25 protein-coding genes are annotated in these 25,719 nt (G+C 63.1%); 7 read left to right on the forward strand and 18 right to left on the reverse strand.

Annotation, left to right across the window (positions count from 1 at the left end; genetic code table 11):
* The 11 genes from lipB to J4E58_RS20820 all read right to left on the reverse strand — a co-directional run bounded on the left by lipB (window position 1) and on the right by J4E58_RS20820 (window position 10,291).
* A complete protein-coding gene (gene lipB, locus J4E58_RS20770) occupies window positions 1-648 on the reverse strand; it encodes a lipoyl(octanoyl) transferase LipB (RefSeq protein WP_025807692.1) in 648 nt (215 codons plus the stop codon).
* A complete protein-coding gene (locus J4E58_RS20775) occupies window positions 648-923 on the reverse strand; it encodes a DUF493 domain-containing protein (protein WP_007927103.1) in 276 nt (91 codons plus the stop codon). Before J4E58_RS20775 ends, lipB begins: the two co-directional genes overlap by 1 nt.
* 80 nt (window positions 924-1,003) lie before the next feature.
* On the reverse strand, window positions 1,004-2,161 hold the full coding sequence (locus J4E58_RS20780; RefSeq protein WP_007927104.1) for a D-alanyl-D-alanine carboxypeptidase family protein: 1,158 nt from the start codon (window positions 2,159-2,161) through the stop codon (window positions 1,004-1,006).
* 185 nt (window positions 2,162-2,346) lie between these two features.
* Window positions 2,347-3,348, reverse strand: a complete 1,002-nt coding sequence (locus J4E58_RS20785) for a septal ring lytic transglycosylase RlpA family protein (RefSeq protein ID WP_087091888.1) — start codon at window positions 3,346-3,348, stop codon at window positions 2,347-2,349.
* Window positions 3,348-4,361 carry a lytic murein transglycosylase B gene (gene mltB / locus J4E58_RS20790; RefSeq protein WP_009045789.1) on the reverse strand — a complete coding sequence of 338 codons (1,014 nt, stop codon included), beginning with the start codon at window positions 4,359-4,361 and terminating at the stop codon, window positions 3,348-3,350. The genes J4E58_RS20785 and mltB overlap by 1 nt, the downstream gene beginning before the upstream one ends.
* 17 nt (window positions 4,362-4,378) lie before the next feature.
* Window positions 4,379-5,482, reverse strand: a complete 1,104-nt coding sequence (gene rodA, locus J4E58_RS20795; protein ID WP_051003959.1) for a rod shape-determining protein RodA — start codon at window positions 5,480-5,482, stop codon at window positions 4,379-4,381.
* A 31-nt stretch (window positions 5,483-5,513) separates the two neighbouring features.
* Window positions 5,514-7,409 carry a penicillin-binding protein 2 gene (gene mrdA / locus J4E58_RS20800; protein ID WP_007927109.1) on the reverse strand — a complete coding sequence of 632 codons (1,896 nt, stop codon included), beginning with the start codon at window positions 7,407-7,409 and terminating at the stop codon, window positions 5,514-5,516.
* Window positions 7,410-7,421: 12 nt separating this feature from the next.
* Window positions 7,422-7,889 (reverse strand): 23S rRNA (pseudouridine(1915)-N(3))-methyltransferase RlmH, encoded by a 468-nt coding sequence (rlmH, locus tag J4E58_RS20805; protein ID WP_003185785.1) that lies wholly within the window; start codon window positions 7,887-7,889, stop codon window positions 7,422-7,424.
* 9 nt (window positions 7,890-7,898) lie between these two features.
* Entirely contained in the window at window positions 7,899-8,321 is a 423-nt protein-coding gene (rsfS, locus tag J4E58_RS20810; protein ID WP_007927111.1) for a ribosome silencing factor, read from the reverse strand.
* A gap of 60 nt (window positions 8,322-8,381) precedes the next feature.
* The gene (nadD, locus tag J4E58_RS20815) at window positions 8,382-9,026 is read right to left on the reverse strand and encodes a nicotinate-nucleotide adenylyltransferase (RefSeq protein ID WP_007927112.1); all 645 of its coding nucleotides are present in this window, start codon (window positions 9,024-9,026) and stop codon (window positions 8,382-8,384) included.
* Window positions 9,026-10,291 (reverse strand): glutamate-5-semialdehyde dehydrogenase, encoded by a 1,266-nt coding sequence (locus J4E58_RS20820; protein WP_087091887.1) that lies wholly within the window; start codon window positions 10,289-10,291, stop codon window positions 9,026-9,028. Before J4E58_RS20820 ends, nadD begins: the two co-directional genes overlap by 1 nt.
* A gap of 176 nt (window positions 10,292-10,467) precedes the next feature.
* Here J4E58_RS20820 and J4E58_RS20825 point away from each other — a divergent pair, with 176 nt between their 5' ends.
* Together J4E58_RS20825 and J4E58_RS20830 are read left to right on the forward strand one after the other, a co-directional pair.
* On the forward strand, window positions 10,468-11,154 hold the full coding sequence (locus J4E58_RS20825; protein WP_007927114.1) for a DNA-3-methyladenine glycosylase: 687 nt from the start codon (window positions 10,468-10,470) through the stop codon (window positions 11,152-11,154).
* Between the two features lie 95 nt (window positions 11,155-11,249).
* Window positions 11,250-12,566 carry a bifunctional DedA family/phosphatase PAP2 family protein gene (locus J4E58_RS20830; protein ID WP_087091886.1) on the forward strand — a complete coding sequence of 439 codons (1,317 nt, stop codon included), beginning with the start codon at window positions 11,250-11,252 and terminating at the stop codon, window positions 12,564-12,566.
* 160 nt (window positions 12,567-12,726) lie between these two features.
* Here J4E58_RS20830 and J4E58_RS20835 read toward each other — a convergent pair whose 3' ends face one another.
* The 3 genes from J4E58_RS20835 to J4E58_RS20845 are packed head-to-tail and all read right to left on the reverse strand — an operon-like array spanning window position 12,727 to window position 14,403.
* A complete protein-coding gene (locus J4E58_RS20835; RefSeq protein ID WP_007927116.1) occupies window positions 12,727-13,317 on the reverse strand; it encodes an LON peptidase substrate-binding domain-containing protein in 591 nt (196 codons plus the stop codon).
* 10 nt (window positions 13,318-13,327) lie between these two features.
* Window positions 13,328-14,044 carry an LrgB family protein gene (locus J4E58_RS20840; RefSeq protein WP_007927117.1) on the reverse strand — a complete coding sequence of 239 codons (717 nt, stop codon included), beginning with the start codon at window positions 14,042-14,044 and terminating at the stop codon, window positions 13,328-13,330.
* Window positions 14,041-14,403 carry a CidA/LrgA family protein gene (locus tag J4E58_RS20845; RefSeq protein WP_009045794.1) on the reverse strand — a complete coding sequence of 121 codons (363 nt, stop codon included), beginning with the start codon at window positions 14,401-14,403 and terminating at the stop codon, window positions 14,041-14,043. Before J4E58_RS20845 ends, J4E58_RS20840 begins: the two co-directional genes overlap by 4 nt.
* 183 nt (window positions 14,404-14,586) lie before the next feature.
* On the opposite strand from J4E58_RS20845, the gene J4E58_RS20850 reads away from it, so the two are divergent.
* The 3 genes from J4E58_RS20850 (at window position 14,587) to J4E58_RS20860 (ending at window position 17,534) form a co-directional block, all read left to right on the forward strand.
* A complete protein-coding gene (locus J4E58_RS20850; RefSeq protein WP_087091885.1) occupies window positions 14,587-15,042 on the forward strand; it encodes a MaoC family dehydratase in 456 nt (151 codons plus the stop codon).
* 103 nt (window positions 15,043-15,145) lie between these two features.
* Complete coding sequence (locus tag J4E58_RS20855; RefSeq protein WP_087091884.1) at window positions 15,146-16,864, forward strand: C13 family peptidase; 1,719 nt, start codon at window positions 15,146-15,148, stop codon at window positions 16,862-16,864.
* Between the two features lie 28 nt (window positions 16,865-16,892).
* Complete coding sequence (locus tag J4E58_RS20860) at window positions 16,893-17,534, forward strand: oxidoreductase (protein ID WP_009045797.1); 642 nt, start codon at window positions 16,893-16,895, stop codon at window positions 17,532-17,534.
* A 154-nt stretch (window positions 17,535-17,688) separates the two neighbouring features.
* On the opposite strand, the gene J4E58_RS20865 is transcribed toward J4E58_RS20860, so the two are convergent.
* The 4 genes from J4E58_RS20865 to J4E58_RS20880 form a co-directional block, all read right to left on the reverse strand.
* Window positions 17,689-17,976, reverse strand: a complete 288-nt coding sequence (locus J4E58_RS20865) for a YceK/YidQ family lipoprotein (protein WP_009051050.1) — start codon at window positions 17,974-17,976, stop codon at window positions 17,689-17,691.
* Entirely contained in the window at window positions 17,969-18,601 is a 633-nt protein-coding gene (gene ubiX, locus J4E58_RS20870; RefSeq protein WP_007927126.1) for a flavin prenyltransferase UbiX, read from the reverse strand. The genes J4E58_RS20865 and ubiX overlap by 8 nt, the downstream gene beginning before the upstream one ends.
* On the reverse strand, window positions 18,598-19,947 hold the full coding sequence (mpl, locus tag J4E58_RS20875) for a UDP-N-acetylmuramate:L-alanyl-gamma-D-glutamyl-meso-diaminopimelate ligase (protein WP_087091883.1): 1,350 nt from the start codon (window positions 19,945-19,947) through the stop codon (window positions 18,598-18,600). The genes ubiX and mpl overlap by 4 nt, the downstream gene beginning before the upstream one ends.
* Before the next feature lie 278 nt (window positions 19,948-20,225).
* The gene (locus J4E58_RS20880) at window positions 20,226-22,142 is read right to left on the reverse strand and encodes a sigma-54-dependent Fis family transcriptional regulator (protein ID WP_087091882.1); all 1,917 of its coding nucleotides are present in this window, start codon (window positions 22,140-22,142) and stop codon (window positions 20,226-20,228) included.
* Between the two features lie 429 nt (window positions 22,143-22,571).
* On the opposite strand from J4E58_RS20880, the gene J4E58_RS20885 reads away from it, so the two are divergent.
* Window positions 22,572-24,092 (forward strand): aldehyde dehydrogenase family protein, encoded by a 1,521-nt coding sequence (locus tag J4E58_RS20885; protein ID WP_007924088.1) that lies wholly within the window; start codon window positions 22,572-22,574, stop codon window positions 24,090-24,092.
* A 227-nt stretch (window positions 24,093-24,319) separates the two neighbouring features.
* A complete protein-coding gene (gene eat / locus J4E58_RS20890; RefSeq protein ID WP_087091881.1) occupies window positions 24,320-25,690 on the forward strand; it encodes an ethanolamine permease in 1,371 nt (456 codons plus the stop codon).
* The last annotated feature ends 29 nt before the right edge of the window (window positions 25,691-25,719 follow it).

Genomic DNA, 25,719 nt, shown 5'->3' on the forward strand with positions numbered 1-25,719 from the left:
TCAGTCGATTCCGCCCGTTAGGGTCGTCTGCTCAGCATAGTCGAGGTGTTTGACGAGCTGCGCACGCAGCCGGGCACTTACCTCGGCAAATTCAATCGGTCCTGTGTGGTCGCTCAGCTGGGTCATTGCCAGCCCGGCATAGCCACAGGGGTTAATCCGTCGAAACGGCTGCAGATCCATGTCCACGTTCAAGGCCAGGCCATGAAAGGAACAACCATGGCGGATCCGCAGGCCCAGGGAGGCGATTTTCGCGCCATCGACGTAAACGCCGGGGGCATCCGGCTTGGCCGCCGCGGCCACGCCATAGCTGGCCAGCAGCTCGACCAGGCACTGCTCCATCCGGCTGACCAGGTCGCGCACGCCAAAACCCAGGCGGCGCACGTCCAGCAGCAGATAAGCCACCAGTTGGCCAGGACCGTGATAGGTCACCTGGCCACCCCGGTCGACCTGCACCACCGGGATATCCCCGGGAAGCAACAGGTGTTCGGCCTTGCCCGCCTGGCCCTGGGTAAAGACCGGCGGATGCTGCACCAGCCAGACTTCATCGGGAGCGTCGGTGCCGCGTTCGTTGGTAAAGCGTTGCATGGCCTGCCAGACCGGCTCGTAGGCCATCTGGCCGAGCTCGCGAAAGCCCAGCGTTTGAGGCATCACAGCACCATGTGCACGAAGCCGGTGGCCCGCAACTCGCTGTTGATGTCGTACAGCTGTTCTTGACCGGTGGCAACGATGTGCAACTGGATGGTCGTGTACTTGCCGTTGGTGCTCTGGCGCTCGGCCAGGGTCTTGTGGTCAACGGTCGCGTGTTTTTCAAGGATCGCGATGATCTTGTCCTTGAAACCCACGCCGGTATCGCCAATCACCTTAATCGGGTAATCCGCGCAGGGGAATTCGATCTTTGGCGCCTTTACTTCGGTGTCTGTCATGGCGTAACGGCCTCGTAAGCCGTGGCGACGGACGCGGCCCCCGCTCTATTTCAGAGCGAGGGCCGCGCGGGTCGACAATATCAGTTGAACAAGCCGTAGAAGAATAGACGGATGCTATCCCACATGCGGCGGAAGATACCACCTTCGTCGACCGCGTCCAGAGCGATCAGATCGGCGCTGTGCACCACCTTGTCGTCCAGTTTCACTTCGACTTTACCGATCACGTCGCCCTTGGCGATAGGCGCGATCAATTGTGGATTCATGGTCATGCTGGCAGCGAGCTTCTTCAGCTGGCCTTTGGGCATGGTCATGGTCAGGTCCTGGGCCAGGCCGGCCTTGATCTGGGAGGTGGTGCCTTTCCAGACAGGGGCCTGAGCCAGCTCGGTGCCCTTCTGGTAGAAGGTCTGGGTTTCGAAGAAGCGGAAACCGTAGGTCAGCAGCTTCTGGGTTTCGGCCGCGCGAGCCTGCTCGCTGTTGGTACCGAACACCACGGCGATCAGGCGCATGCCGTCACGCACGGCCGAGGACACCATGCAGTAGCCGGCTTCGTCGGTGTGACCGGTTTTCAGGCCGTCGACGGTCTTGTCGCGCCACAGCAACAGGTTGCGGTTAGGTTGCTTGATGCCGTTCCAGAAGAACTCTTTCTGCGAGTAGATCGCATAGTGAGCCGGGTCTTCGTGAATGATGGCGCGAGCCAGTACCGCCATGTCGTGCGCCGACGAGTAGTGCTCGGGGTTCGGCAGGCCGGTCGGGTTCATGAAGTGGCTGTTGCTCATGCCCAGATCGCCAGCGGTCTTGTTCATCATGTCGGCAAAGGCGTCTTCGCTGCCGGCGATGTGCTCGGCAACCGCGACGCTGGCGTCGTTACCCGACTGAATGATGATGCCGTGCAACAGGTCGCTGACAGTGACCTGCGAGCCGACCTTGATGAACATCCGCGAACCGCCGGTACGCCAGGCGTTCTCGCTGACGGTCACCGGGTCGTTCTCGCCGATCTGGCCGCGACGGATTTCCAGGGTCGCGATGTAGGCCGTCATCAGCTTGGTCAGGCTGGCTGGCGGCAGGCGCTGGTCACCGTTGTTCTCCACCAGCACGTTACCGCTGCTGGCATCCATGAGCACATAGGACTTGGCGGCCAGCTGCGGTGGCGACGGCATCACTTCTACCGCCCAGGCGGCAGGCGTGATGATCAGCGGGACAAGCAGACACAGGCGTTTGGCAAAGGTGGTGATGTTCATCCGTCTCTCGAAATTGCTAATGGAAACTTGTCCTCGCGGACAAAACTATTCAGACAGCCTTCTAAAGGGCTGTCGCGTGTTCAGTTGTTCACTCACTGACCCTTGCCGGGCTTTTGTTGTACGACGAGCCAACAACCTGGGTTCACCCCCCAAATACCGCAGGCGAACCATGAATCAATGTCCGATTACTCGGCAGTTACCAGGCTCGGCTGCCCCAGATTGGCCAGCCGGACACTGTTCTGCACTTGCTGGATCTCACCCGGCGAGCCGATCGGCCCCAGGCGCACCCGGTGCAGAGTCTGTTGATTGCGCACGATCGAACTGATGAACACCGGAGCGCTCACCATCCCGCTCAGCTTCGAGCGCAGGAGCTCGGCAGCGTCCGGGTTGGCGAAGGCGCCCACCTGCAGATACTGGCCAGAGGCTTGCGCAGAAGCGTTTTTTTTTGCATCCAGTTGCACCGGCACAACGGCCGCGGCGTGCTGCTGCGCAGGTGGCGTCCATTGCTCGACGGTCCCCGTGGACGCCGTCATCACTGGCGCGGCTTTCGGCTCATTGAGCATCAAGGGTGCCGGCCGACCGCGCTGGGCCCACCATTCCTGCGGGTCGATGCCCTCGACCTTGACCCGGGCGGTGCCGATCTCGGCATAACCGAGCTTCTTGGCCGCGGCGTAGGACAAATCGATGATCCGGTCCGAATAGAATGGCCCACGGTCGTTGACCCGCAGGATCACGCTTTTGTGGTTATCCAGGTTGGTCACCCGGACATAACTCGGCAATGGCAGGGTCTTGTGCGCGGCACTCATGCCATACAGGTCATACACCTCACCATTGGCGGTGTTCTGCCCGTGGAACTTGGTGCCGTACCAGGAAGCCGTGCCCGAAGCGACATAACGCTTGGATTCGGCCATCGGGAAATAGGTCTTGCCCAGCACCGTATAAGGGTTGGCCTTGTACGGGCCAGTGTGCAGGGTCGGCGTGGCGTCGGGGATGCGCGATACATCGACGTCCCACCAGGGTGCGCCGTCTTTGTGGGCACGGTTGATGTCCAGGCCCGGCGTCGAACGTACGGCCGTCGTCGGGCCTTTCTGTTTCGGCGCCTGGGTTGACGAACAACTGACCACCAGCAAGGACAACGCGGCAAGAGCCACCAGCTTCAGGGGGTTGCGGTTTGGCGATGCCAGCATTACTTGACGCCCCGTGCTTGGACCAGCTGTTCAGAGAGCTGATGTACGGCCATGGCGTACATCACGCTGCGGTTATAACGCGTGATCGCGTAGAAATTCTTCAGGCCCATCCAGTATTCGGGGCCATTGTCACCTTCCAGGCGGAAAGCCGTGACCGGCATATCATCGCGCAGCGCATCATGACTCGACCAGCCCAGCGCCCGCAACTCCCCGACGGTTTTCGTCGGCTCGATACCGGTGGTCAGGCCTTCGTCGACCTGATCGCCACGCACTTCGGCCCGGCTGACCACCGGCTGCCCGGCCTCCCAGCCGTGACGCTTGAAATAACTGGCGACGCTGCCGATGGCATCGTCCGGATTGGTCCAGATATTGATGTGGCCATCACCGTCGAAGTCCACAGCATAGGCGCGAAAACTGCTCGGCATGAACTGCGGCAAGCCCATGGCACCCGCGTAGGAGCCTTTCAGGGTCAGTGGATCGACCTGTTCTTCACGGGCCAGCAGCAGGAATTCGCGCAATTCCTTGCGGAAGAACTCGGCACGTGGCGGGTAATCGAAGCCCAGGGTCGACAGGGCATCGATCACCCGGTAATTGCCGGTGTTGCGCCCGAAGAAGGTTTCGACGCCGATGATCGACACGATCACCTGGGCCGGCACACCGTATTCCTGCTCGGCACGGGCCAGTACCGCTTCGTGCTGGCGCCAGAAGTCCACACCGCGGGCGATACGCGCGTCGGTAATGAACATCGGCCGATATTCTTTCCACTGCTTGACCCGCTCGGCGGGCCGGGAAATGGCGTCGAGGATCGACTGCTTGCGCTCGGCCTCGCGAAACACGCCCATCAGCTGTTCGCCCGCGAAGCCATAGTCGCGAGTCATTTCGCCCACGAATTCGGCTACTTGGGGGGAACCTTCGTATTCGCCGCCGGCCAGCGCTTCCTGCGCCGCACCAAGGATGCCTACCAGACCGACCCACGGTGCATACCGAGCAGTCCAGCCACGCATTACTTGCATTGAATTCTTCACCTTATTCAAACCTGCGCGATCCACTTACGATGGGTATGGATCGACATCAAAACCCCAAACGCTGACAGCAGCGTCACCAGCGAAGTTCCTCCGTAGCTAATGAACGGCAACGGCACCCCCACGACCGGCAACAGGCCACTGACCATACCGATGTTGACGAAAACGTAAACAAAAAACGTCATGGTCAGGGCGCCGGCGAGCAATTTGCCGAACAGCGTCTGCGCCTGGGCGGTGATCACCAGCCCCCGACCGATCAGCAGCAGATAGATCAGCAGCAGGGCGCAAATGCCCACCAGGCCGAACTCTTCGCCCATGACCGCGATAATAAAGTCGGTGTGGCTCTCGGGCAAAAAGTCCAGGTGGGACTGAGTGCCCAACAACCAGCCCTTGCCGAAGACGCCGCCGGAGCCGATGGCCGCCTTGGACTGAATGATGTTCCAGCCAGTGCCCAGCGGATCGCTTTCCGGGTCGAGGAAGGTCAGGATCCGCTGCTTCTGGTAGTCGTGCATGATGAAGAACCACATGGCGATCGCCACCGGTACCGCGGCGGCCAACACGCTGAGGATCCAGCGCCAGCGCAGCCCGCCCATGAACAGCACGAAGGCGCCACCGGCGAGAATCAGCAGCGAGGTCCCGAGGTCCGGCTGGCGCACGATCAGAATGAACGGAATACCGATCAGGACCAGGCTGATGCCCACATGCTTGAGCTGCGGCGGCAAGGTGCGCTTGGCCAGGTACCAGGCGATGGTCGCCGGCATGATGATCTTCATGAATTCCGAGGGCTGGAAGCGAATCACCCCGGGGATGTTGATCCAACGGGTGGCGCCCATGGCGTTGTGGCCCATGACATCCACCACCACCAGCAGTATCACGCCGAACACATAGGCCAGCGGCACCCAGCGCGCCATGAATCGGGGCTCGAGCTGGGCAATGACGATCATCGACACCAGGCCGATGCCGAACGAGGTCGCCTGCTTGCCCAGCAGGTCCCAGCTCTTGCCGCTGGCCGAATACAGGACGAACAGGCTGCCGGCCGCCAGGGTCAGCAGCAGGATCAACAATGGGCCGTCGATGTGCATGCGCTGCAGCAACGTCGCCCGGCGACGCATCACATCCTCGCTGGACAGGATGCGATCGAAATTACTCTTCACGGGCCGTAGCCTCCGCACTGATAGGGCCGGCAAACTCAGGCTTGAGCAGGCCATCCGGACCGAGGAGCCAGGCGTCCATCACCTGGCGCACCACCGGGGCCGCCACGCCGGAACCGGACTCGCCGTTCTCGACCATGACCGAGACCACGATTTTCGGGTTTTCCGCCGGCGCGAAGCCAACGAACAGGGCGTGGTCGCGATGGCGCTCCTGGACCTTGGAGCGGTCGTACTTCTCGCCCTGCTTGATCGCGACCACCTGGGCCGTACCACTCTTGCCGGCGATCCGGTATTGCGAGCCGATGGCCGCCTTGCGCGCCGTACCACGGGCGCCGTGCATCACCTGCTGCATGCCGTGATTGACCTTCGTCCAGTCCGACGGATCGCGCAGGATGATGTCCGGCATCGGGTTTTCGTCCACAGGCTTTTCGCCCTCGATGGTCTTGGCCAGGTGCGGACGATTCCATTTGCCCTTGTTCGCCACCAGCGCCGTGGCCTGGGCCAGCTGCAACGGGGTGGACTGCATGTAACCCTGGCCGATCCCGAGAATCAGCGTCTCGCCCGGGAACCAGGCCTGGCGACGGGTGGCACGCTTCCATTCCCGCGACGGCATCAGGCCCGGCGACTCCTCGAACATGTCCAGCGAGACCTTCTGGCCGATCCCGAACTTGTTCATGTAGGCCGACAACCGATCGATCCCCAGCTTGTGGGCCAGGTCATAGAAGTAGGTGTCGTTGGACCGCATGATCGCGGTGTCGAGGTCGACATAACCGTCACCGCTGCGGTTCCAGTTACGGTACTTGTGATCGTAGTTGGGCAGTTGGTAGTAGCCCGGGTCATAGACCCGCGTGGAGGCCGTCACCACCCCGGAATCAAGACCGGCGATGGCCACCGCCGGCTTGATGGTCGAGCCCGGCGGATACAGGCCGCGCAGTACCCGGTTGAACAGTGGACGGTCAATGGAATCGCGCAGCTCGGCATAGGCCTTGAAGCTGATACCGGTGACGAACAGGTTCGGGTCGAAGCTCGGCTGGCTGACCATGGCCAGCACCTCCCCGGTGCGAGGGTCCAGCGCGACCACCGCGCCACGCCGGCCGCCCAATGCTGCCTCCGCGGCTTCCTGCAGCTTGATGTCCAGGCTCAGGACAATGTCCTTGCCGGGAATCGGGTCGGTACGCTTGAGCACCCGCAACACACGGCCGCGAGCGTTGGTCTCGACCTCTTCGTAACCCACCTGGCCGTGCAGCTCGGGCTCGTAGAAGCGCTCGATACCGGTCTTGCCGATGTGGTGGGTGCCGCTGTAGTTCACCGGGTCCAGGGTCTTCAGCTCTTTCTCGTTGATCCGCCCCATGTAGCCCACCGAGTGCGCGAAGTGCGCGCCCTGGGGGTAATGACGGACCAACTGCGCCACCACTTCCACCCCAGGCAGGCGGAACTGGTTGACCGCGATCCGGGCGATCTGCTCTTCGTTGAGCTCGAACAGGATCGGCACCGGCTCGAACGGCCGACGCCCCTGCTTCATGCGCTTCTCGAACAGGACCCGGTCTTCCGGCGTCAGCTCCAGCACCTCGACAATGACATCGAGCACCTGGCGCCAGTCGCCGGAACGCTCGCGGGTCATGCTCAGGCTGAAGCTCGGCCGGTTGTCGGCCACCACCACGCCATTACGGTCGAAGATCAGGCCGCGGGTCGGCGGAATCGGCTGGACATGAACCCGGTTGTTTTCCGACAGGGTCGAGTGATAGTCGTACTGGATCACCTGCAGGTAATACAGCCGCGCGATCAGCACCCCGATCAGGCAGACCACGGCAATAGCCCCGAACACGACCCGGCCACGCACCAGACGGGCGTCTTTTTCGTGGTCCTTGATACGGATCGGCTGGGACATTAGGGGCGCGGGCTATTTGTGATAAGGGTGCCCGGACAGGACTGTCCAGGCGCGATACAGCTGTTCACCGATCAGGATCCGTACCAGCGGGTGTGGCAAGGTCAGCGGCGACAGCGACCAGCGCTGGTCCGCCCGCGCGCAGACTTCCGGCGCCAGCCCCTCGGGGCCGCCGACCATGAAATTCACGGTACGCGAGTCGAGGCGCCAGCGATCCAGCTCCACCGCCAGTTGCTCGGTGCTCCAGGGCTTGCCGTGGACCTCGAGGGTGACGATCCGCTCGTTCGGGCCGACCTTGGCCAGCATGGCCTCGCCTTCCTGACGGATGAAACGAGCCACATCGGCGTTCTTGCCACGGGTATTGAGCGGTATTTCCACCAGTTCCAGCGCCAGCTCGGATGGCAGACGCTTGGCATACTCGTGCCAACCCTCTTCCACCCACTTGGGCATGCGTGAACCGACAGCGATCAGACGCAGGCGCACAGCCGTCCCTTATTGCTGGTCTTTGTTGAGCTTGGTGAAGTGCTCATGGGTGTGCTCCGGGCTGTGGTGCTTGCCATCGGCCGCACGGCTCTGCTCGGCGCCCTGCCACAGACGTTCCAGGTCGTAGAACTGGCGCGCGGAGGCGGTCATCATGTGCACGATCACGTCGTCCAGGTCCAGCAGTACCCAGTCGCTGTCGCCCTTGCCTTCTTCACCCAGCGGCTTGACGCCCTGGGCCTTGACCATCTCGCGGACCTTTTCCAGCATCGCGCCGATCTGGCGGTTGGAAGTACCGGTGGCGATGATCATGTAGTCGGTGATGCTCTGCTTTTCGCGAACATCGATCACCAGGACGTCCTGGGCCTTGACGTCTTCCAGCGCGGCGACTGCCACCTTGACCAGATCTTCGCCTTTCATTACTTGGTTAGTCATATAAAACTCGTTCAGCTCGTATGTGTGGCGCGTTGCACGGCATCAGCCGGCAGCGCGCCTTCAGTTCGGCCCACGGTAAAGACCGTGTGCATCGATATAGGCCAGGACCGCATCAGGCACCAGGAAACGTACCGACTTACCGCTGGCCAGCAGTTGACGGATCTGGGTGGCGGACACCGCGAGCGGAGTCTGCCAGACGAATGCAATGTGTCCTCCGGGCCCTTGCAGGGCCAGGGGATCGCTCACCGAGCGCGCCGCCAGCAGGTTGCGCAATGCATCCGGCGGCTCGCTGTCGGCATCCGGGCGTTGCAGCACCAGGATGTGGCAATGCTGGAGCAACTCTTCCCAGCGATGCCAGGTAGGCAGGCCGCAAAAAGCGTCCCAGCCCAGCAACAGGAACAACTGGTCATCCGCGGCCATCTCGGCCCGCATCTGTTCCAGGGTGTCTAGGGTGTAGGACGGCTTGTCCCGTTTCAGCTCACGGTCGTCCACCACCAGGGGTGAAACGCCCGCCACCGCGCACTCGACCATCGCCAGACGGTCCAGCGCCGACACCTGCGGTGCATCGCGATGCGGCGGCCGCGCGCTGGGGGTCAGGCGCAGCTCATCGAGCCCCAGCGAATCGGCCACCTCCAGCGCACTGCGCAGGTGACCGATGTGCACGGGGTCGAAGGTACCGCCCAGCAGACCGATACGTTTGCTCATCAAGTGCGCACATGGCCGTCGCCGAAGACGACATATTTCTCGCTGGTCAACCCTTCCAGGCCGACCGGGCCACGGGCGTGCAGCTTGTCGGTGGAAATACCGATCTCCGCGCCCAGGCCATATTCGAAACCGTCGGCAAACCGGGTCGAGGCATTGACCATCACCGAGCTGGAATCCACCTCGTTGAGGAAACGCCGGGCGTCGGTGAAGTTCTCGGTGACGATGGCGTCGGTGTGGTGCGAACCGTAGGTGTTGATGTGCTCGATGGCCGCGTCCAGGCTGTCGACCACCAGGACCGACAGGATCGGCGCGGTGTACTCGGTACTCCAGTCTTCTTCGGTGGCTTCGATCACATCGTCGCCCAGCAAGGCACGGGTACGCGGGCAACCGCGCAGCTCGACTTGCTTGTCGCGATAGATCGCCGCCAGCGGCGGCAGTACGCGCTCGGCAATACCTTGGTGGACCAGCAGGGTCTCCATGGTGTTGCAGGGTGCGTAGCGCTGGGTCTTGGCGTTGTCGGCGATGCGAATCGCCTTGTCCAAATCGGCCGCCACGTCGATGAACACATGGCAGACGCCGTCCAGGTGCTTGATCACCGGCACCTTGGCGTCGCGGCTGACCCGTTCGATCAGGCTCTTGCCGCCACGCGGCACGATCACGTCGACGAATTCGGGCATGGTGATCAGCGCGCCAACGGCCGCGCGGTCGGTGGTTTCCACCACCTGCACCACTTGCGCCGGCAGGCCGGCCACCACCAGCCCTTGCTGAATGCAGGTGGCGATGGCACGGTTGGAATTGATCGCCTCGGAGCCGCCACGCAGGATGGTGGCGTTGCCGGACTTCAGGCACAGGCTGGCCGCATCGATGGTCACGTTGGGGCGCGACTCGTAGATGATGCCGATCACGCCCAGGGGCACGCGCATCTTGCCGACCTGGATACCCGAAGGCAGGTAGCGCATATCGCGGATTTCACCGATGGGGTCAGGCAGCTTGGCCACCTGACGCAGGCCTTCGATCATTTCGTCGATACGCACCGGAGTCAGCGCCAGACGGTCGAGCAATGCCGGTTCCAGACCATTGGCCCGGCCGTTGGCCAGGTCCTGCTCATTGGCGGCGCTCAGCTCGGGGCGAGCAGCGTCCAATGCATCGGCAGCCGCCAACAATGCGCGGTTTTTCTGCGCAGTGGTGGCACGAGCGATTACCCGCGAAGCTTCGCGGGCAGCGCGACCCAAACGGGTCATGTAGTCAAGAACGGACTCAGTCATGGTCTGCTGTGGTCTTGGCAAAGAGGAAAGCGGCTGATTATAGCTGTCGCGCCGGTCCACGGACAGCGGTCACGGGCGGATGGTCGAAATGGACGGCAAATACCTCTCGTTCAGCCTGAATTAAGCCTGGAATTGATATCATTCCGACCCAATTCCCGTCATCGCTCCTGGCTATCATGTCCATTCTGTCCACCCCGACGCTGCCCAAGGCCCTGCCCGACCGCTTTTTCGATCGTGATGCCCAGGTTCTGGCCCGTGAACTGCTCGGCAAAATAATCCGCCATCGGGTCGGCGATCTGTGGTTGTCGGCGCGCATTATCGAAACAGAAGCCTATTACTGCGAGGAAAAAGGCAGCCATGCCTCCCTCGGCTACACAGAAAAGCGTAAGGCTTTGTTTCTGGACGGCGGCCACATCTATATGTACTACGCCCGTGGCGGCGATTCGCTGAACTTCAGCGCCCAGGGGCCGGGCAACGCAGTGCTGATCAAGTCGGCCTACCCCTGGGTCGACGAAGTCTCCGGCCCCGCCAGCCTGGCGCAGATGCTGCTGAACAATCCCGATGCCAGCGGCCGGCCGCGCCCCTCGCAAAAGCTCTGCGCCGGCCAGACCCTGCTGTGCAAGGCCCTGGGCCTGAAAGTCCCGGTATGGGATGCCAAGCGCTTCGACCATGAAGTGCTGTTCGTCGAGGATGTCGGCACGCCCGTCGCCAGCATCATCCAGACCACTCGCCTGGGCATTCCCCACGGCCGCGACGAACACTTGATGTACCGCTTTGTCGATGCCGCCTACGCCCCCTACTGCACCCGGAACCCGCTACGTCGCGGGCAGGTCGAAGGTCGCGACTATCTGTTGCTCGATTGATCCCTTTCGCAGGAGCCGGTGTGCCCGCGGATGGCCTGATCGCGAGCAAGCCCGTTTCTACAGTTGAACCACCGAATAACCGGAGTTGAAAACCTATGGGCCAATGGCTCGATGGAATAACCGGCTGGCTGACGATGAACCCCCAATGGCTGGCGGCAGCCGTATTCATCGTCGCCTGCGTCGAATGCCTGGCGATTGCCGGCCTGATCGTACCCGGCACCGTGCTGCTGTTCGCCATTGCCGTGATGGCCGGCAGCGGCGCGCTGTCCCTGGGTGAAACCCTGGCGCTGGGGTTCTTTGGCGGCTTGCTTGGGGACGTGGTGTCTTATCTGCTGGGCCGGCGTTTTCACCAGAATATCCGCCGCCTGCCGGGGCTGCGCCATCACCCGGAATGGATCAACGGCGCCGAAGCCTATTTCCAGCGGTATGGCATCGCCAGCCTGTTGGTCGGGCGCTTTATCGGTCCCTTGCGGCCCATGCTGCCAATGGTCGCCGGCATGTTCGACATGTCGTTCCCGCGCTTTTTCGCCGTCAGCCTGCTGGCCGCGGCCGGCTGGACCGTGGCCTACCTGCTGCCAGGCTGGGCCACGGGCGCGGCGATCCGCCTGCCCTTGCCTGAAGGTTTCTGGCCGCAGGCAGGAATAGTCGCCGCCAGCATCGCCGTGCTGCTGGGCCTGAGCATCAACAGCACCGTGCGCCGCCATCGCAAGGCCAGCCCGCTGGTAGCCGGCCTCAGCCTGGCGATCCTGGCGGGGCTGTTCATCGGTTACCCCTACTTGAACCATTTCGACCAGGGCCTGATGGCGCTGGTCCAGGAGCACCGCAGCCCGGCACTGGACGAGGTGATGGTGGTGCTCACCCAGTTCGGCGAATTCCGCACCATGCTGTTCGCCAGCGCCCTGGTCACCCTGCTGTTGCTGGTTGCCCGGCAATGGCGGCAGGCGATTTTCGCGGGCGCCACGCTGTTGTGTACCGCACTGGCCAACACCGGCACCAAGCTGTTCTTCGCCCGCGTGCGCCCGGAAGTCCTGACCGACCCACTGACCAGCTACAGCATGCCCAGCGGCCACAGCTCCGGTTCGTTCGCCCTGTTCCTGACCCTGGCGATACTCGCCGGTCGCGGCCAGCCGCCACGCATGCGCCTGACCTGGCTACTGCTGGGCTGTCTGCCAGCGGCGGCGATTGCCGTGTCACGGATTTACCTGGGCGCGCATTGGCCCTCCGACATCCTTGCCGGCGCCATGCTTGCCGCCTGCGTGTGCTCCGCCAGCCTGTGGGTCGCCCAGCGCCAGACCCCGCTGGAACCCATGCCGGCCAAGATCTGGTGGCTGGTATTGCCGGCGCTGATCGCGTTGTTCGGCTTCGAAGCAGTCAGGCATCTACCGCACGCCATGTTGCGTTATGCCTACTAGATAGAGCGAACGCCCCTGTAGCCGCTGCCGCAGGCTGCGACAGGCCGAAGGCCTTCAGCGGTTTCGGAATCTGCGCCCACTGTGTGAGCGATCGCAGCCTGCGGCAGCGGCTACAGGATCAGGATCAGGATCAGGATCAGGATCAGGATCAGGATCAGGATCAGGCGAACAGTTCGCCCTGCAACTCGTCCAGCAAGGCCTGGATCGCATCCAGGCGTTGCTGCGGATCGTCCAGTTGCAGCAGGTCGATCTTGTCCAGCTCGGAGAACGGCAACAGGTAGGCCAGCTGGTTGGCCAGCGACTGCTGGCCGGTGGCTTCGGTGCCCATGTTCAGGGCTTCGACCATCGGGTGTTCGGCCAGCGCCTTGAGCAAGGCGATCAGGTCCCCGTCTTCATCCTGCAGCGGCCGCTCCGGCGCCTCGTCCAGCCACTCGACTTCAGCCACCCGCAACTGATCGCGCTGCACTTCGCTGCTCAGCACCCGAAAACGCCGCCCGCCCTTGACCCGAATCCCCAACAGGCCGTTGTCCTGCTGATGGAAGTCGGTGATCAGCGCTTCACAGCCCACCCGCGCAAAACCTTCCGGGGCGATGCCCACCTCTTCGCCTTCGAGGATGCACACCACTCCGAAGCCGCTGCCCTGTTTCATGCAGCGACCGATCATGTCCAGGTAGCGCGCCTCGAAAATCTGCAAGTCGAGAATGCAGTCGGGGAACAGCACCGTATTCAGCGGGAAAAGCGCCAGGCTCATACAGGTTTCCTTAAACCACCAACGACACCGCCAACGGCAGGAAGACCGCCGTGGCCACACCCATCAGACTCATCGCCAGCGCCGCGAAAGCACCGCACTCGTCACTTTCCTGCAAGGCCACCGAAGTGCCCACCGCGTGAGCCGTCATGCCCAGCGCCATGCCCCGGGCTTCCGGGCTATGTACCTGCAGGCGGTTGAGGATGGCCGGACCGAAAATCGCCCCGATCACCCCGGTGATCAATACGAATACCGCGGCCAGCGCTGCGACACCGCCAATCTGTTCGGCCACCAGCATGGCGATCGGTGAGGTCACCGATTTCGGCGCCATGGTCATCAGGATCATGTTCTCGGCACCGAACCACCATCCCAGCAGTACGCCCAGGCCGGTGGCGACCACCCCTCCAATCACCAGCGTAGTAAATATCGGCCAGAACAACTGTCGAATCCGCCGCAGGTTGAGGTACAGCGGTACGGCCAGCGCCACCGTGGCCGGCCCCAGGAGAATGCTCAGGATCTCCGTGCTCTTGCGGTACTCGGCGTAGCTCAAGCCACAGCTCAGCAGCACGCCGATCACCAGCAACATGGAGACCAGCACCGGTTGCAGAAAGATCCAGCGGGTTTTCTCGAAGGCCGCGAGCACCAGTTGATAGGCGCCCAGGGTAATGCCGATGCCGAATAATGGATGGTGGATCACCGACGCCCAGGCGCCCTGCCAATCGAACATCATTGGCCGCCCTCCCGATGTCCGTGGCGCTTGACCAGCCGCTGCATCAGCACGCCGACGAAGGCCATGGAGATCACCAGCGACAACACCAGCGCGCCGACTATCGCCCAGAAGTCCGCGGCGATATCCGCCGCGTACACCATCACGCCCACCGCGGGCGGCACCAGCAACAGCGGCAGGTAACGCAGGAGGCTGGAGGCGGCCAGGTTCAGCGGCTCGCCCACCTCGCCGCGCGCCACCAGGAAGATCAGCAGCAACAGCAGGCCGACAATCGGCCCCGGCAGGATCGGCAGGAACAGATGATTGATCGCCGTGCCGAGCAATTGAAACAGCACCAGCCATGTCAGACCGCGTAACAACATCTCTCATCTCCCCCCGAAAAAACGCCGGGCATTATAAGCACGCGAACGCTATGGGCCGGCATTCGCCAAAAGCATGGAAGGTTGACCGGAGCAAACCCCCATGATGATCTACAGTGGGTGGTCAGGGGGTACGCCCCCCGTCCGTTTAGAACGATAAAACCGATGAACCCAAGGAGAGTCTCAATGCCGTATGTTCCTGTTGCAGAGCTCAAAGATTATGTCGGAAAGGAACTAGGACGTTCCGAATGGCTCACCATCGATCAGCAGCGTATCAACCTGTTCGCCGAAGCCACGGGTGACTTCCAGTTCATCCACGTCGACCCGGTGAAAGCCGCCCAGACGCCGTTCGGCAGCACCATCGCCCACGGTTTCCTGTCGCTGTCGCTGATCCCGAAACTGATGGAAGACATCCTGATCCTGCCCGAGGGTCTGAAGATGGTGGTCAACTACGGCCTGGACAGCGTGCGCTTCATCCAGCCGGTCAAGGTCGATTCCAGGGTCCGCCTCAAGGTCGACCTAGTGGACGTCACCGAGAAGAAACCCGGCCAATGGCTGCTCAAGGCCACCGCCACACTGGAAATCGAAGGCCAGGAAAAACCAGCCTACATCGCCGAGCCCTTGTCCCTCTGCTTTGTCTGAAACCTTCCTGATGCGAAACAGCTCACGCTGTTTCGCGCAGCCTCTCTATATATAAGCCTCGTTGCTGCGGCATACTCGGTCCCCTAATTATCCGGATCCCGCTATGCACCCACTTGTACCCCTGGCTCTGACCCTGTTGCTCACCGCATGTGGAGACGGCGAATCGCTGCTGCCTCCCGATGCCCGTCTGCCGGACGGTGGCCGCTACCGCGGTGATGTGGTCAACGGGTTGCTGCAAGGCCAGGGGCGCATCGACTACCCCAACGGCAGCTGGTATGCCGGCCAGTTCGACGCCGGCCAGTGGCACGGCCAGGGCGAATGGCACGGCAGCGACGGCGAGGTCTACCGCGGTCAATTCCAGCAGGGCCTGTTCCACGGCCAGGGCAGCCTGACCACCAAGGACAGCAGCTACACCGGCGGTTTCAAACTGGGCCGGCGCGACGGTGAAGGCACCCTCAAGGAACGCGGCATGACCTACCGCGGCGAATTCAAGTCCGACCTGTATTCCGGGCTCGGCCGTCTCGAACTGGAAGACGGCAGCCAGTACCAGGGCCAGTTCTCCCGCGGCAAACCCAACGGCGAAGGCCAGCGCAGCGATGCCAGCGGCAACCAGTTCAGCGGCCACTTCGTCGATGGCCAGCTGGAAGGCAACGGAACCTTCAGCAGCGCCGAGGGCGATCTTTACGTCGGCGGCTTCAAACAGAACCAGCTCAGCGGCAAGGGCCGCTACGAAAACGCCGACGGCGATGTCTGGATCGGCCAGTTCAAGGAAGGCGCCCTCAGTGGCAAGGGAGAGCTGATCGGCGTCGACGGCAGCCACTACATCGGCCGTTTCAGCGACTGGCGCTTCAGCGGCCAGGGCCGCCTGAACCTCAGCGACGGCAGCTTCTATATCGGCGGCTTCGAAGGCGACAACTACCAGGGCCACGGCGTGCTGGTGCTGCGCGATGGCACCGTGCAAAGCGGCGACTGGATCAATGGCCTGCGGGTTCGCGATGCCGACGGCCGACTGTTGCCCGACCCACTGGAGACCGGCCTGTTGGCCCAGGGCCGCCTGCTCGACGACGCCCTCAGCGCGGTGCCGGCGTCGACCCCCGCCATCGAGCTCTACAGCCTGACGCTGGCCGGCGATGGCAAGCAAAGCGTGTTTCTGCGCGAGGCCGACTATGTCAGCAACATGCTCGCCACCCGCTTCGGCGCCTACGGGCAGATCCGCCTGGTCAACCACCGCGACCGCCTCGACAGCCGCCCCATGGCCACCCGGGAAAACCTGCGGCGCGCGGTACAGGTCCTGGCCGAACGCAGCAGCCCGGAAGACCTGTTGTTTCTCTACCTGACCAGCCACGGCACCAGCGAACACGAGCTGGTGCTCGACCAGCCGCGCCTGGAGCTGGCCGACCTGCCGGCTGACGAATTGGCCGCGGTACTGGCGCCACTGAAAAACCGCGACAAGATCATCGTGATCTCGGCCTGTTATTCCGGCGGGTTCATTCCCGCGCTCAAGGATGAGCGGACCCTGATCATGACCGCTTCGCAGGCCGACCGCGTATCGTTCGGCTGCTCGGAAGAAGCCGACTTCACCTACTTCGGCGACGCCCTGTTCGCCCAGGCGCTGAACCAGACCGACGACCTGGAACAGGCCTTCAAGCTGGCCCGGGCGACCGTGGCCGAACGCGAACAGGCGGACAACTTCGAAGCATCCGAACCGCAAATCTGGGCGCCCAAGGGGGTCTTGGCGCACTGGCAGCATCTGCGCAAGCAACAAGCACGAAAGGCGCTGCAAAGCGCCGCCAACGACAGCAAGGAAGCAAAGAGCAACTAAGCTGAAACAGTATCAAGGGGGAAACATTATGTACTTGACGCCTCAGCATATCTTGCTCGCCGGCGCGACCGGCCTGACTGGCGAGCACTTGCTCGACCGCCTGCTCAACGAACCCACGGTAACCCGCGTACTGGCGCCCAGCCGGCGCCCCTTGAGCGAACATCCGCGCCTGGAAAACCCGGTCGGCGACCCGGCGGTACTCTTGCCGCAGCTCAGCGGCCGGGTGGACCTGGCGTTCTGCTGCCTGGGCACCACGATCAAGAAAGCCGGCTCCGAACAGGCGTTCCGCGCCGTCGACCTGGACCTGGTGGTAGCCTTCGGCAAACGCGCGCGGGAGATGGGTGCGCGGCACCTGGTGGTGATCAGCGCCCTGGGCGCGGACGCGAAATCCTCGATTTTCTATAACCGGGTCAAAGGCGAAATGGAACAGGCGCTGAAGGCCCAGGACTGGCCGCAACTGACTATTTGCCGGCCGTCGCTGCTGCTGGGCGAACGCATCGAACCGCGTCTCGCCGAACAGCTGGCCGGCCCGCTGTCCAAGCTGATTCCCGGCAAATACCACGGCATCGAAGCCTGCCATCTGGCCCGGGCCATGTGGCGCCTGGCGCTGGAAGAGCAGGATGGCGTGCGGATCGTCGAGTCCGACGAGTTGCGCAAGCTGGGCAAATAAACGCCATGGATCGCGCCTGTAGCCGCTGCCGCAGGCTGCGATCGACTGCGCAGCAGGCGCAATCCTGACGACGCGATTTGCCGCACCACCGCGCCGCCCGCCTCTACGGCCGCTACGCGACCGATCGCAGCCTTCGGCAGCGGCTACAAGGTGGTTACAACCCGCCTGTAGCCTGGAACCCAACCCCCAATACCGTCAGCACCGATAGCGGCAACAGCAGCGTGTCGAGCAAGGCGCTGGCCGGCAGATCGACCCCCGGATAGCTCGGTGCTTCGGCACCGAAGCGATCCATCGGGCAACAGCCGCCCTGCATCACATACAGATCCAGGCGCGTCCCGGAATACACCACCGGCGCGCCCGGCTTGGCCGCGTTCAGCGTGCGTGCCGTGGCGCAGCCGCCCAGTTGCAGGGCGACCAGCAGGATCAGCAGCGACTTACTCATCGCTGCTCAGATGATGCTCGCCCCACCGCGGCAGCATGTCTTGCGGGATATTCAACAGGTTGAGAATCCGCGCCACGACAAAATCCACCAGGTCGTCGATGGTCTGCGGCTGGTGATAGAAACCCGGAGAGGCCGGCAGAATGGTCACGCCCATGTTCGACAGCTTCAGCATATTCTCCAGGTGGATGCTCGAGTAAGGCGCCTCGCGTGGTACCAGGATCAACTGGCGGCGTTCCTTCAGGGTGACATCCGCCGCCCGCTCGATCAGGTTGTTGCAGGCGCCCGTGGCGATGGCCGACAAGGTACCGGTGGAGCAAGGCACCACCACCATCGCCGCCGGCGAACCGGAGCCCGAGGCCACCGGCGACATCCAGTCTTCCTTGCCATACACGCGGATCTGCCCGGCTGCCGCACCGGTGTACTCGGTGAGGAAAGCCTGCATGGTCTGCGGCTTGGATGGCAGGGTCACGTCGGTCTCGGTCGCCATCACCAACTGCGCGGCCTTGGAGATCAGGAAGTGCACTTCACGATCTTCGCGCACCAGGCAATCGAGCAGGCGCAGGCCGTACTGGGCGCCCGAGGCGCCGGTCATCGCCAGGGTGATGCGTTCCGGGCCGTTGTTCATCGCAGTGCCTCGGCCAGCTTGCCGTGCAGGCCGCCGAAGCCGCCGTTGCTCATGATCACCACGTGGGTGCCCGGCTTGGCCTGGCTCTTCACCCGCTCGATGATGCCTTCCAGGGAATCGCTGACAATCGACGGCACGCTGCACAGCGCGGCGGTGGCGCCCAGGTCCCAGCCGAGGTTGGCCGGCGCGTACCAGACCACCTGATCGGCCTGGTTGACGCTTTCCGGCAGCCCGTCACGGTGGGCGCCGAGCTTCATGGAGTTGGAACGCGGCTCGATGATCGCGATCAATGGCGCATCGCCGATGCGCTTGCGCAGGCCATCCAGGGTGGTGGCGATGGCAGTCGGGTGGTGAGCGAAGTCGTCGTAGATGGTGATGCCATGCACTTCAGCCACCTTCTCCATCCGTCGCTTGACGCTCTTGAACGCGCTCAGCGCAGCGATGCCCATGGCCGGCACCACACCGACATGGCGCGCCGCGGCCAGGGTGGCCAGGGCGTTGGCGACGTTGTGCTGGCCGGTCAGGTCCCACTCGACCACGCCTTGGGCCTCGCCTTCGAACATCACTTCGAACTTCGAGCCGTCTTCGCTGAACAGCTTGACCTGCCATTGGCCGCCCGCTCCGGTGGTTTGCACCGGAGTCCAGCAGCCCATGTCGATCACCCGTTGCAGGGCCGGCTCGGTGGTCGGGTGGATGACCAGGCCTTCGCTCGGGATGGTCCGCACCAAGTGGTGGAACTGCCGCTCGATCGCCGGCAGATCTGGGAAGATGTCCGCGTGATCGAACTCGAGATTGTTCAGGATCGCCGTACGCGGACGGTAGTGCACGAACTTCGAGCGCTTGTCGAAGAAGGCGCTGTCGTATTCATCGGCCTCGATCACAAAGAACGGCGTGCCGCCCAGGCGGGCCGACACCGAGAAGTTCTGCGGCACGCCACCGATCAGGAAGCCCGGGCTCATGCCCGCATGCTCCAGCACCCAGGCCAGCATGCTGCTGGTGGTGGTCTTGCCGTGCGTACCGGCCACCGCCAGCACCCAACGGCCTTGCAGCACATGATCGGCCAGCCATTGCGGGCCGGAAACATAGGGCAGGCCCTTGTTCAGCACATATTCCACCGCCGGGTTGCCGCGGGACATGGCATTGCCGATCACCACCAGGTCCGGTGCCGGGTCAAGCTGGGCCGGGTCGTAGCCCTGGGTCAACTCGATGCCCTGGGCTTCGAGCTGGGTGCTCATGGGTGGGTAGACGTTGGCATCGGAGCCGGTGACATGATGGCCCAGTTCTTTGGCCAGAACCGCCATCGAGCCCATGAAGGTGCCGCAAATACCGAGAATATGAATGTGCATAGAAGGCCTCGTAAAACATCGAGGCAGGTTAGCGTAGAGGGCTGCAAATCGCACTCTTTAGCTGATGGGGGAACAGGCTGTTGTCGCTGCCGGAGGCTGTGACGAGTTCTGTGGGGCTTTTGACGGGGAATCGCTCGAACGCGGCTGGAGCCTTGGACTGCGGTTACCGATGTATCGGCGGCTGCGCCGCCTATCGCGAGCAAGCTTCGCTCCTACAGGTGCGCACTGCTTTGTAGGAGCGAAGCTTGCTCGCGATGAACGATAACGCGGCACCGCGCCTAGCGAGCGATCCCATGCTTGCGCAGCTTTCTATAGAGGGTGTTGCGGCTCACCCCCAACTGCTCGGCGGTGTGGGTCATATGCCAGCGATGTTGTTCCAGGGCATTGAGCAAGGCCAGGCGTTCGGCATCGTCCAACGGGTATCCGCCCGCCTCCTCGGCAGCTGCCGGCATTGGCGCCGGGCGGCCCTGGCGAATCATCGCCGGCACATCCTCCAGGCCGATGCGTCCGTCATCGCAGAGCGCCGCCAGGGTGCGCAATACGTTGCGCAGTTGCCGCACGTTGCCTGGCCAGTGGAAGTCCAGCAGGGCCTGGCGTGCCGGGCCGTCGAGCGAGACCTGCTGGTCGCCGGCCTCTTGCGCCAGGAGAAAATCCAGCAGCTGGGATTTGTCGCTGCGCTCGCGCAGCGCCGGCAAGGCGATTTCCAGGCCATTGAGCCGGTAATACAAATCCTCGCGGAAGCTGCCGTCCCGCACCCGCTCCAGCAGGTCCCGGTGAGTGGCGCTGATGATGCGCACGTTGACCGCCTGCGGTTCGCCGCCGATAGGCACCACCATGCGGTCCTCCAGCACCCGCAACAGGCGGGTCTGCAAGGCCAGCGGCATATCGCCGATTTCATCGAGGAACAGCGTGCCACCATCGGCCTGCTGCAACTTGCCGCGCATGCCTTCCTTGCGTGCCCCGGTGAAGGTGCCGCCGCGATAACCGAACAACTCGCTTTCGATCAGGCTTTCGGGAATGGCCGCGCAGTTCAAGGCAACGAAGGCTTTCTCCGCCCGCTGGCTGGCATGGTGCACCGCCTTGGCGAACGCCTCCTTGCCGGAGCCGGTTTCGCCGTTGATCAGCAGCGGCACATCGCGCTCGAACACGCGCAAGGATTTACGGAAGTCATCTTGCAGGGCCGCATCGCCCAGGCAGATCTCGGGCAGACGCGGACGCTCCAGCGCCAGCGCCCTCGGCGGCAGCGATTTCGGCACGCTGCGCGGCTGGCCACGCAACACCGCGAACAAATGCCGCCCATCACGGGTGCGCAGCGGCCAGCTGGCGCTGGCATTGACACTGGCGCGGCACAGCAACTCGTCCAGCGAGCAGTCGAAAAAGGCTTCCACCGGCTTGCCCAGCAAGCCGCCGCGAATATGCCCCAGCAGGTTCAAGGCGCTCTGGTTCACCGCACTGATCCGCCCTTCCCCGTCGAATGCCAGCAAACCTTCGCTGAACAAGCCGACGGACTCGGCCTGCAGGTGAAAACGCAGCAGCCATTGATTGTCGAAATAGCGCAGGAAATAGCAGCTCTCGATCATCTTCGCCGAGAGATTGACCAGGGCCATGGTGTGGAACTGGCTCTGGCGCGACACATCCGGGCGCGCCGAGGAAACGTCAAGCACCGCCAGCAGTTCACCGTGAGGATCGAACACCGGGCTGGCCGAGCAAGTCAGGCCGGTATGACGGCCGCGGAAATGTTCGTCCTGGTGGATGGTCAGGGACTGGCGCTCCACCAGGCAGGTGCCGATACCGTTGGTGCCCTCGCAGGCCTCGCTCCAGTCGGCGCCGAGCCAGAGCCCGGCGCGCTCGAAAATCTTGCGCTCGGCGGGCGCGGTGACGCAGTTGAGGATCACCCCGCGGGCGTCGGTCAGCAGCACCGCATGTCCGGCGCCGGACAGCTGCTGGTGCAGGCTGGTCATCTCGTTGCCGGCGATCTGCAGTACCTGTTGCAAGCGTTCGCGGCTTTCCAGCAGACGGCCGTGCTCGAGCACGGTGGGCGCCATGCTCAGGGCCGGGTCGAGGTGATAGTCTTCCAGGCAACGCAGCCAGGAGCGGGCGATGGAAGGATCGCTGCCGGGCCCCTGCAGATGGGCCTTGCCTTGGGTCACGGTCAGCACTTGCTGGGCGTGCCGGGTGAGGTGATTGCTGTGCATTTCTTATTGTTCTCCTGCTGCGCTGACTGCTCAGAAGGCACCCACCTGTAGCCGCTGCCGCAGGCTGCGCCAAGCCCCGCAGGGGCTTCCGCGATCTGAAGAGCAGCGCCCGCTTCGCGGTCGTTCGCAGCCTGCGGTAGCGGCTACAGAAGAGTTCTTCAGATCCTCGCGGCCCACCAGCATCCTCCAGCCATGGATGCATTGCAATGCTGCTTCGACCAATGAGTCACAGGCTGTGCCACAAGCGGTACAAAGTGTCACCCAGCCTGTGCCACAACTGCCACATACGCCCGGTACGCAGCCGCTGAAACATTCGTAAACCATTGATTTTACTGGCCTGCAACGCAGTGGCCCGGGCTTTGCTCTACGCTTTTACAAGCGCAACAGCGCGTCCTCCCCTATAAGCACAAAAGCCAGGAGATACCCACCATGCGTTATGCACACCCCGGTACTGAAGGCGCTATCGTTTCGTTCAAGAGCAAATACGGTAACTACATCGGCGGCGAATTCGTCGCGCCTGTCAAAGGTCAGTACTTCACCAATACCTCGCCAGTAAACGGCCAACCGATCGCCGAGTTCCCGCGTTCCACCGCCGAAGACATCGAGAAAGCCCTGGACGCCGCCCATGCCGCCGCCGATGCCTGGGGTGCCACCTCGGCACAGGCCCGCTCGCTGATCCTGCTGAAAATCGCCGACCGCATCGAGCAGAACCTCGAACTGCTGGCCATCACCGAAACCTGGGACAACGGCAAGGCCGTGCGGGAAACCCTCAACGCCGACATCCCCCTGGCCGCCGACCACTTCCGCTACTTCGCTGGCTGCCTGCGGGCCCAGGAAGGCAGCGCCGCGGAAATCGACGGCAACACCGTGGCCTATCACATTCACGAACCGCTGGGCGTGGTCGGGCAGATCATCCCGTGGAACTTTCCGCTGTTGATGGCCGCCTGGAAACTCGCCCCGGCCCTGGCCGCCGGCAACTGCGTGGTACTCAAGCCAGCCGAGCAGACCCCGCTGGGCATCTGCGTGCTGATGGAGCTGATCGGCGACCTGCTGCCGCCGGGCGTGCTCAACGTGGTGCAAGGCTTCGGCAAAGAAGCCGGCGAAGCCCTGGCCACCAGCAAGCGCATCGCCAAGATCGCCTTCACCGGTTCGACGCCAGTGGGCTCGCACATCATGAAATGCGCCGCCGAGAACATCATCCCGTCCACCGTGGAACTGGGCGGCAAGTCGCCGAACATCTTCTTCGCCGACATCATGCAGGCCGAACCGAGCTTCATCGAAAAGGCCGCCGAAGGCCTGGTGCTGGCGTTCTTCAACCAGGGCGAAGTCTGCACCTGCCCGTCGCGCGCCCTGGTGGAAGAGTCGATCTACGACGAGTTCATGCAAGTGGTGATGAAAAAGGTCGAGCAGATCAAGCGCGGCGACCCGCTGGACACCGACACCATGGTCGGCGCCCAGGCGTCCGAGCAGCAGTTCGACAAGATCCTCTCGTACCTGGAAATCGCCAAGGGCGAAGGCGCGCAGTTGCTGACCGGCGGCAAGGTGGAGAAACTCGAGGGCAACCTGGCCAGCGGTTATTACATCCAGCCGACCCTGCTCAAGGGCAACAACAAGATGCGTGTGTTCCAGGAAGAAATCTTCGGCCCGGTGGTGAGCATCACCACCTTCAAGGACGAAGCCGAAGCCCTGGCGATTGCCAACGATACCGAGTTCGGCCTTGGCGCCGGCCTCTGGACCCGCGACATCAACCGCGCCTACCGAATGGGCCGGGCGATCAAGGCCGGTCGTGTGTGGACCAACTGCTACCACCTGTACCCCGCCCACGCAGCGTTCGGAGGTTACAAGAAGTCCGGCGTCGGCCGTGAAACCCACAAGATGATGCTCGACCACTACCAGCAGACCAAAAACCTGCTGGTGAGCTACGACATCAACCCGCTGGGCTTCTTCTAAAACCCCGTGGCGACACCGGGGCTTCGGTGTCGCCTGTTCAACCGCCTTTGCAGGTAAGCCTGCAAAGGCGTCCCCAATGACCTGACACACACGGCCTGGCCGCTCTGGCACGGGCCTTGCGTACCTGTCGTTCAGTATCCGCCGCTGCGTGAACAGCTTCCATCCACCTCAAACGCTGCACCTGAAAGTCCAACAGATCGAACAATAAAAAGAGACAGAGAGGACTTATGACTTCTACCACACAGCTCAAACCCACACTCGGCACCCTGCACCTGTGGGGCATTGCCGTCGGCCTGGTGATTTCCGGCGAATACTTCGGCTGGAGTTACGGCTGGGGCACCGCCGGCACCCTGGGCTTCCTGGTCACGGCCCTGATGGTCGCGACCATGTACACCTGTTTCATCTTCAGTTTCACCGAACTGACCACCGCAATCCCCCATGCGGGCGGGCCGTTCGCCTACAGCCGCCGAGCCTTCGGCGAGAAAGGCGGATTGATCGCCGGCATCGCCACCCTGATCGAGTTCGTGTTCGCCCCGCCCGCCATCGCCATGGCCATCGGCGCCTACCTCAACGTGCAATATCCGGGGCTCGACCCGAAAATCGCGGCGGTCGGCGCGTACTTTGTGTTCATGACCCTGAACATCCTCGGTGTCAGCATCGCCGCGACCTTCGAACTGGTGGTCACCGTACTGGCGGTGGCCGAACTGCTGGTATTCATGGGCGTGGTCGCACCGGGCTTCAGTTTCAGCAATTTCGTGCTCAACGGCTGGTCGGGCGCCAACGAGTTCACCCTGGGCTCTATTCCGGGGATCTTCGCCGCTATCCCGTTTGCGATCTGGTTCTTCCTCGCCATCGAAGGCGCGGCCATGGCCGCCGAGGAAGCCAAGGACCCGAAACGCACGATTCCCCGGGCCTATGTCAGCGGCATCCTGACCCTGGTGTTCCTCGCCATCGGCGTGATGGTGATGGCCGGCGGCGTCGGCGACTGGCGCACCCTATCGAACATCAACGACCCGCTGCCCCAGGCGATGAAAGCCGTGGTCGGCAACAACTCGACCTGGATGCACATGCTGGTGTGGATCGGCCTGTTCGGCCTGGTGGCAAGCTTCCACGGGATCATCCTTGGCTACTCGCGGCAGTTCTTCGCCCTCGCTCGCGCCGGCTACCTGCCCAAAGGGCTGGCCAAGCTGTCGCGCTTCCAAACCCCGCACCGGGCCATCATCGCCGGCGGCGTGATCGGCATCGCAGCGATCTACAGCGACGGCCTGGTCAACCTGCAAGGCATGACCCTGACGGCGGCGATGATCACCATGTCGGTATTCGGCGCGATTGTGATGTACATCATCAGTATGCTCAGCCTGTTCAAACTGCGCAGGACCGAACCGAATCTGGAGCGCACCTTCCGCGCGCCGGGTTATCCGGTGGTGCCGGCCATCGCGCTGTTCCTGGCGCTGGTGTGCCTGGTGGCGATGGCCTGGTTCAACACCCTGATCGGCTGTGTGTTCCTCGGTTTCATGGCCGCCGGTTACCTGTACTTCCAGCTGACCGCCAAGCAACGTTCCGAAGCACCGGCGGACGCTATGCTCGAAGGAGTGTGAGTTGCACCGGCACCGGGCCCAGTGCCTGG

This window comes from Pseudomonas sp. FW305-25, from assembly GCF_017351415.1.
GTDB classification, from domain to species: domain Bacteria; phylum Pseudomonadota; class Gammaproteobacteria; order Pseudomonadales; family Pseudomonadaceae; genus Aquipseudomonas; species Aquipseudomonas chlororaphis.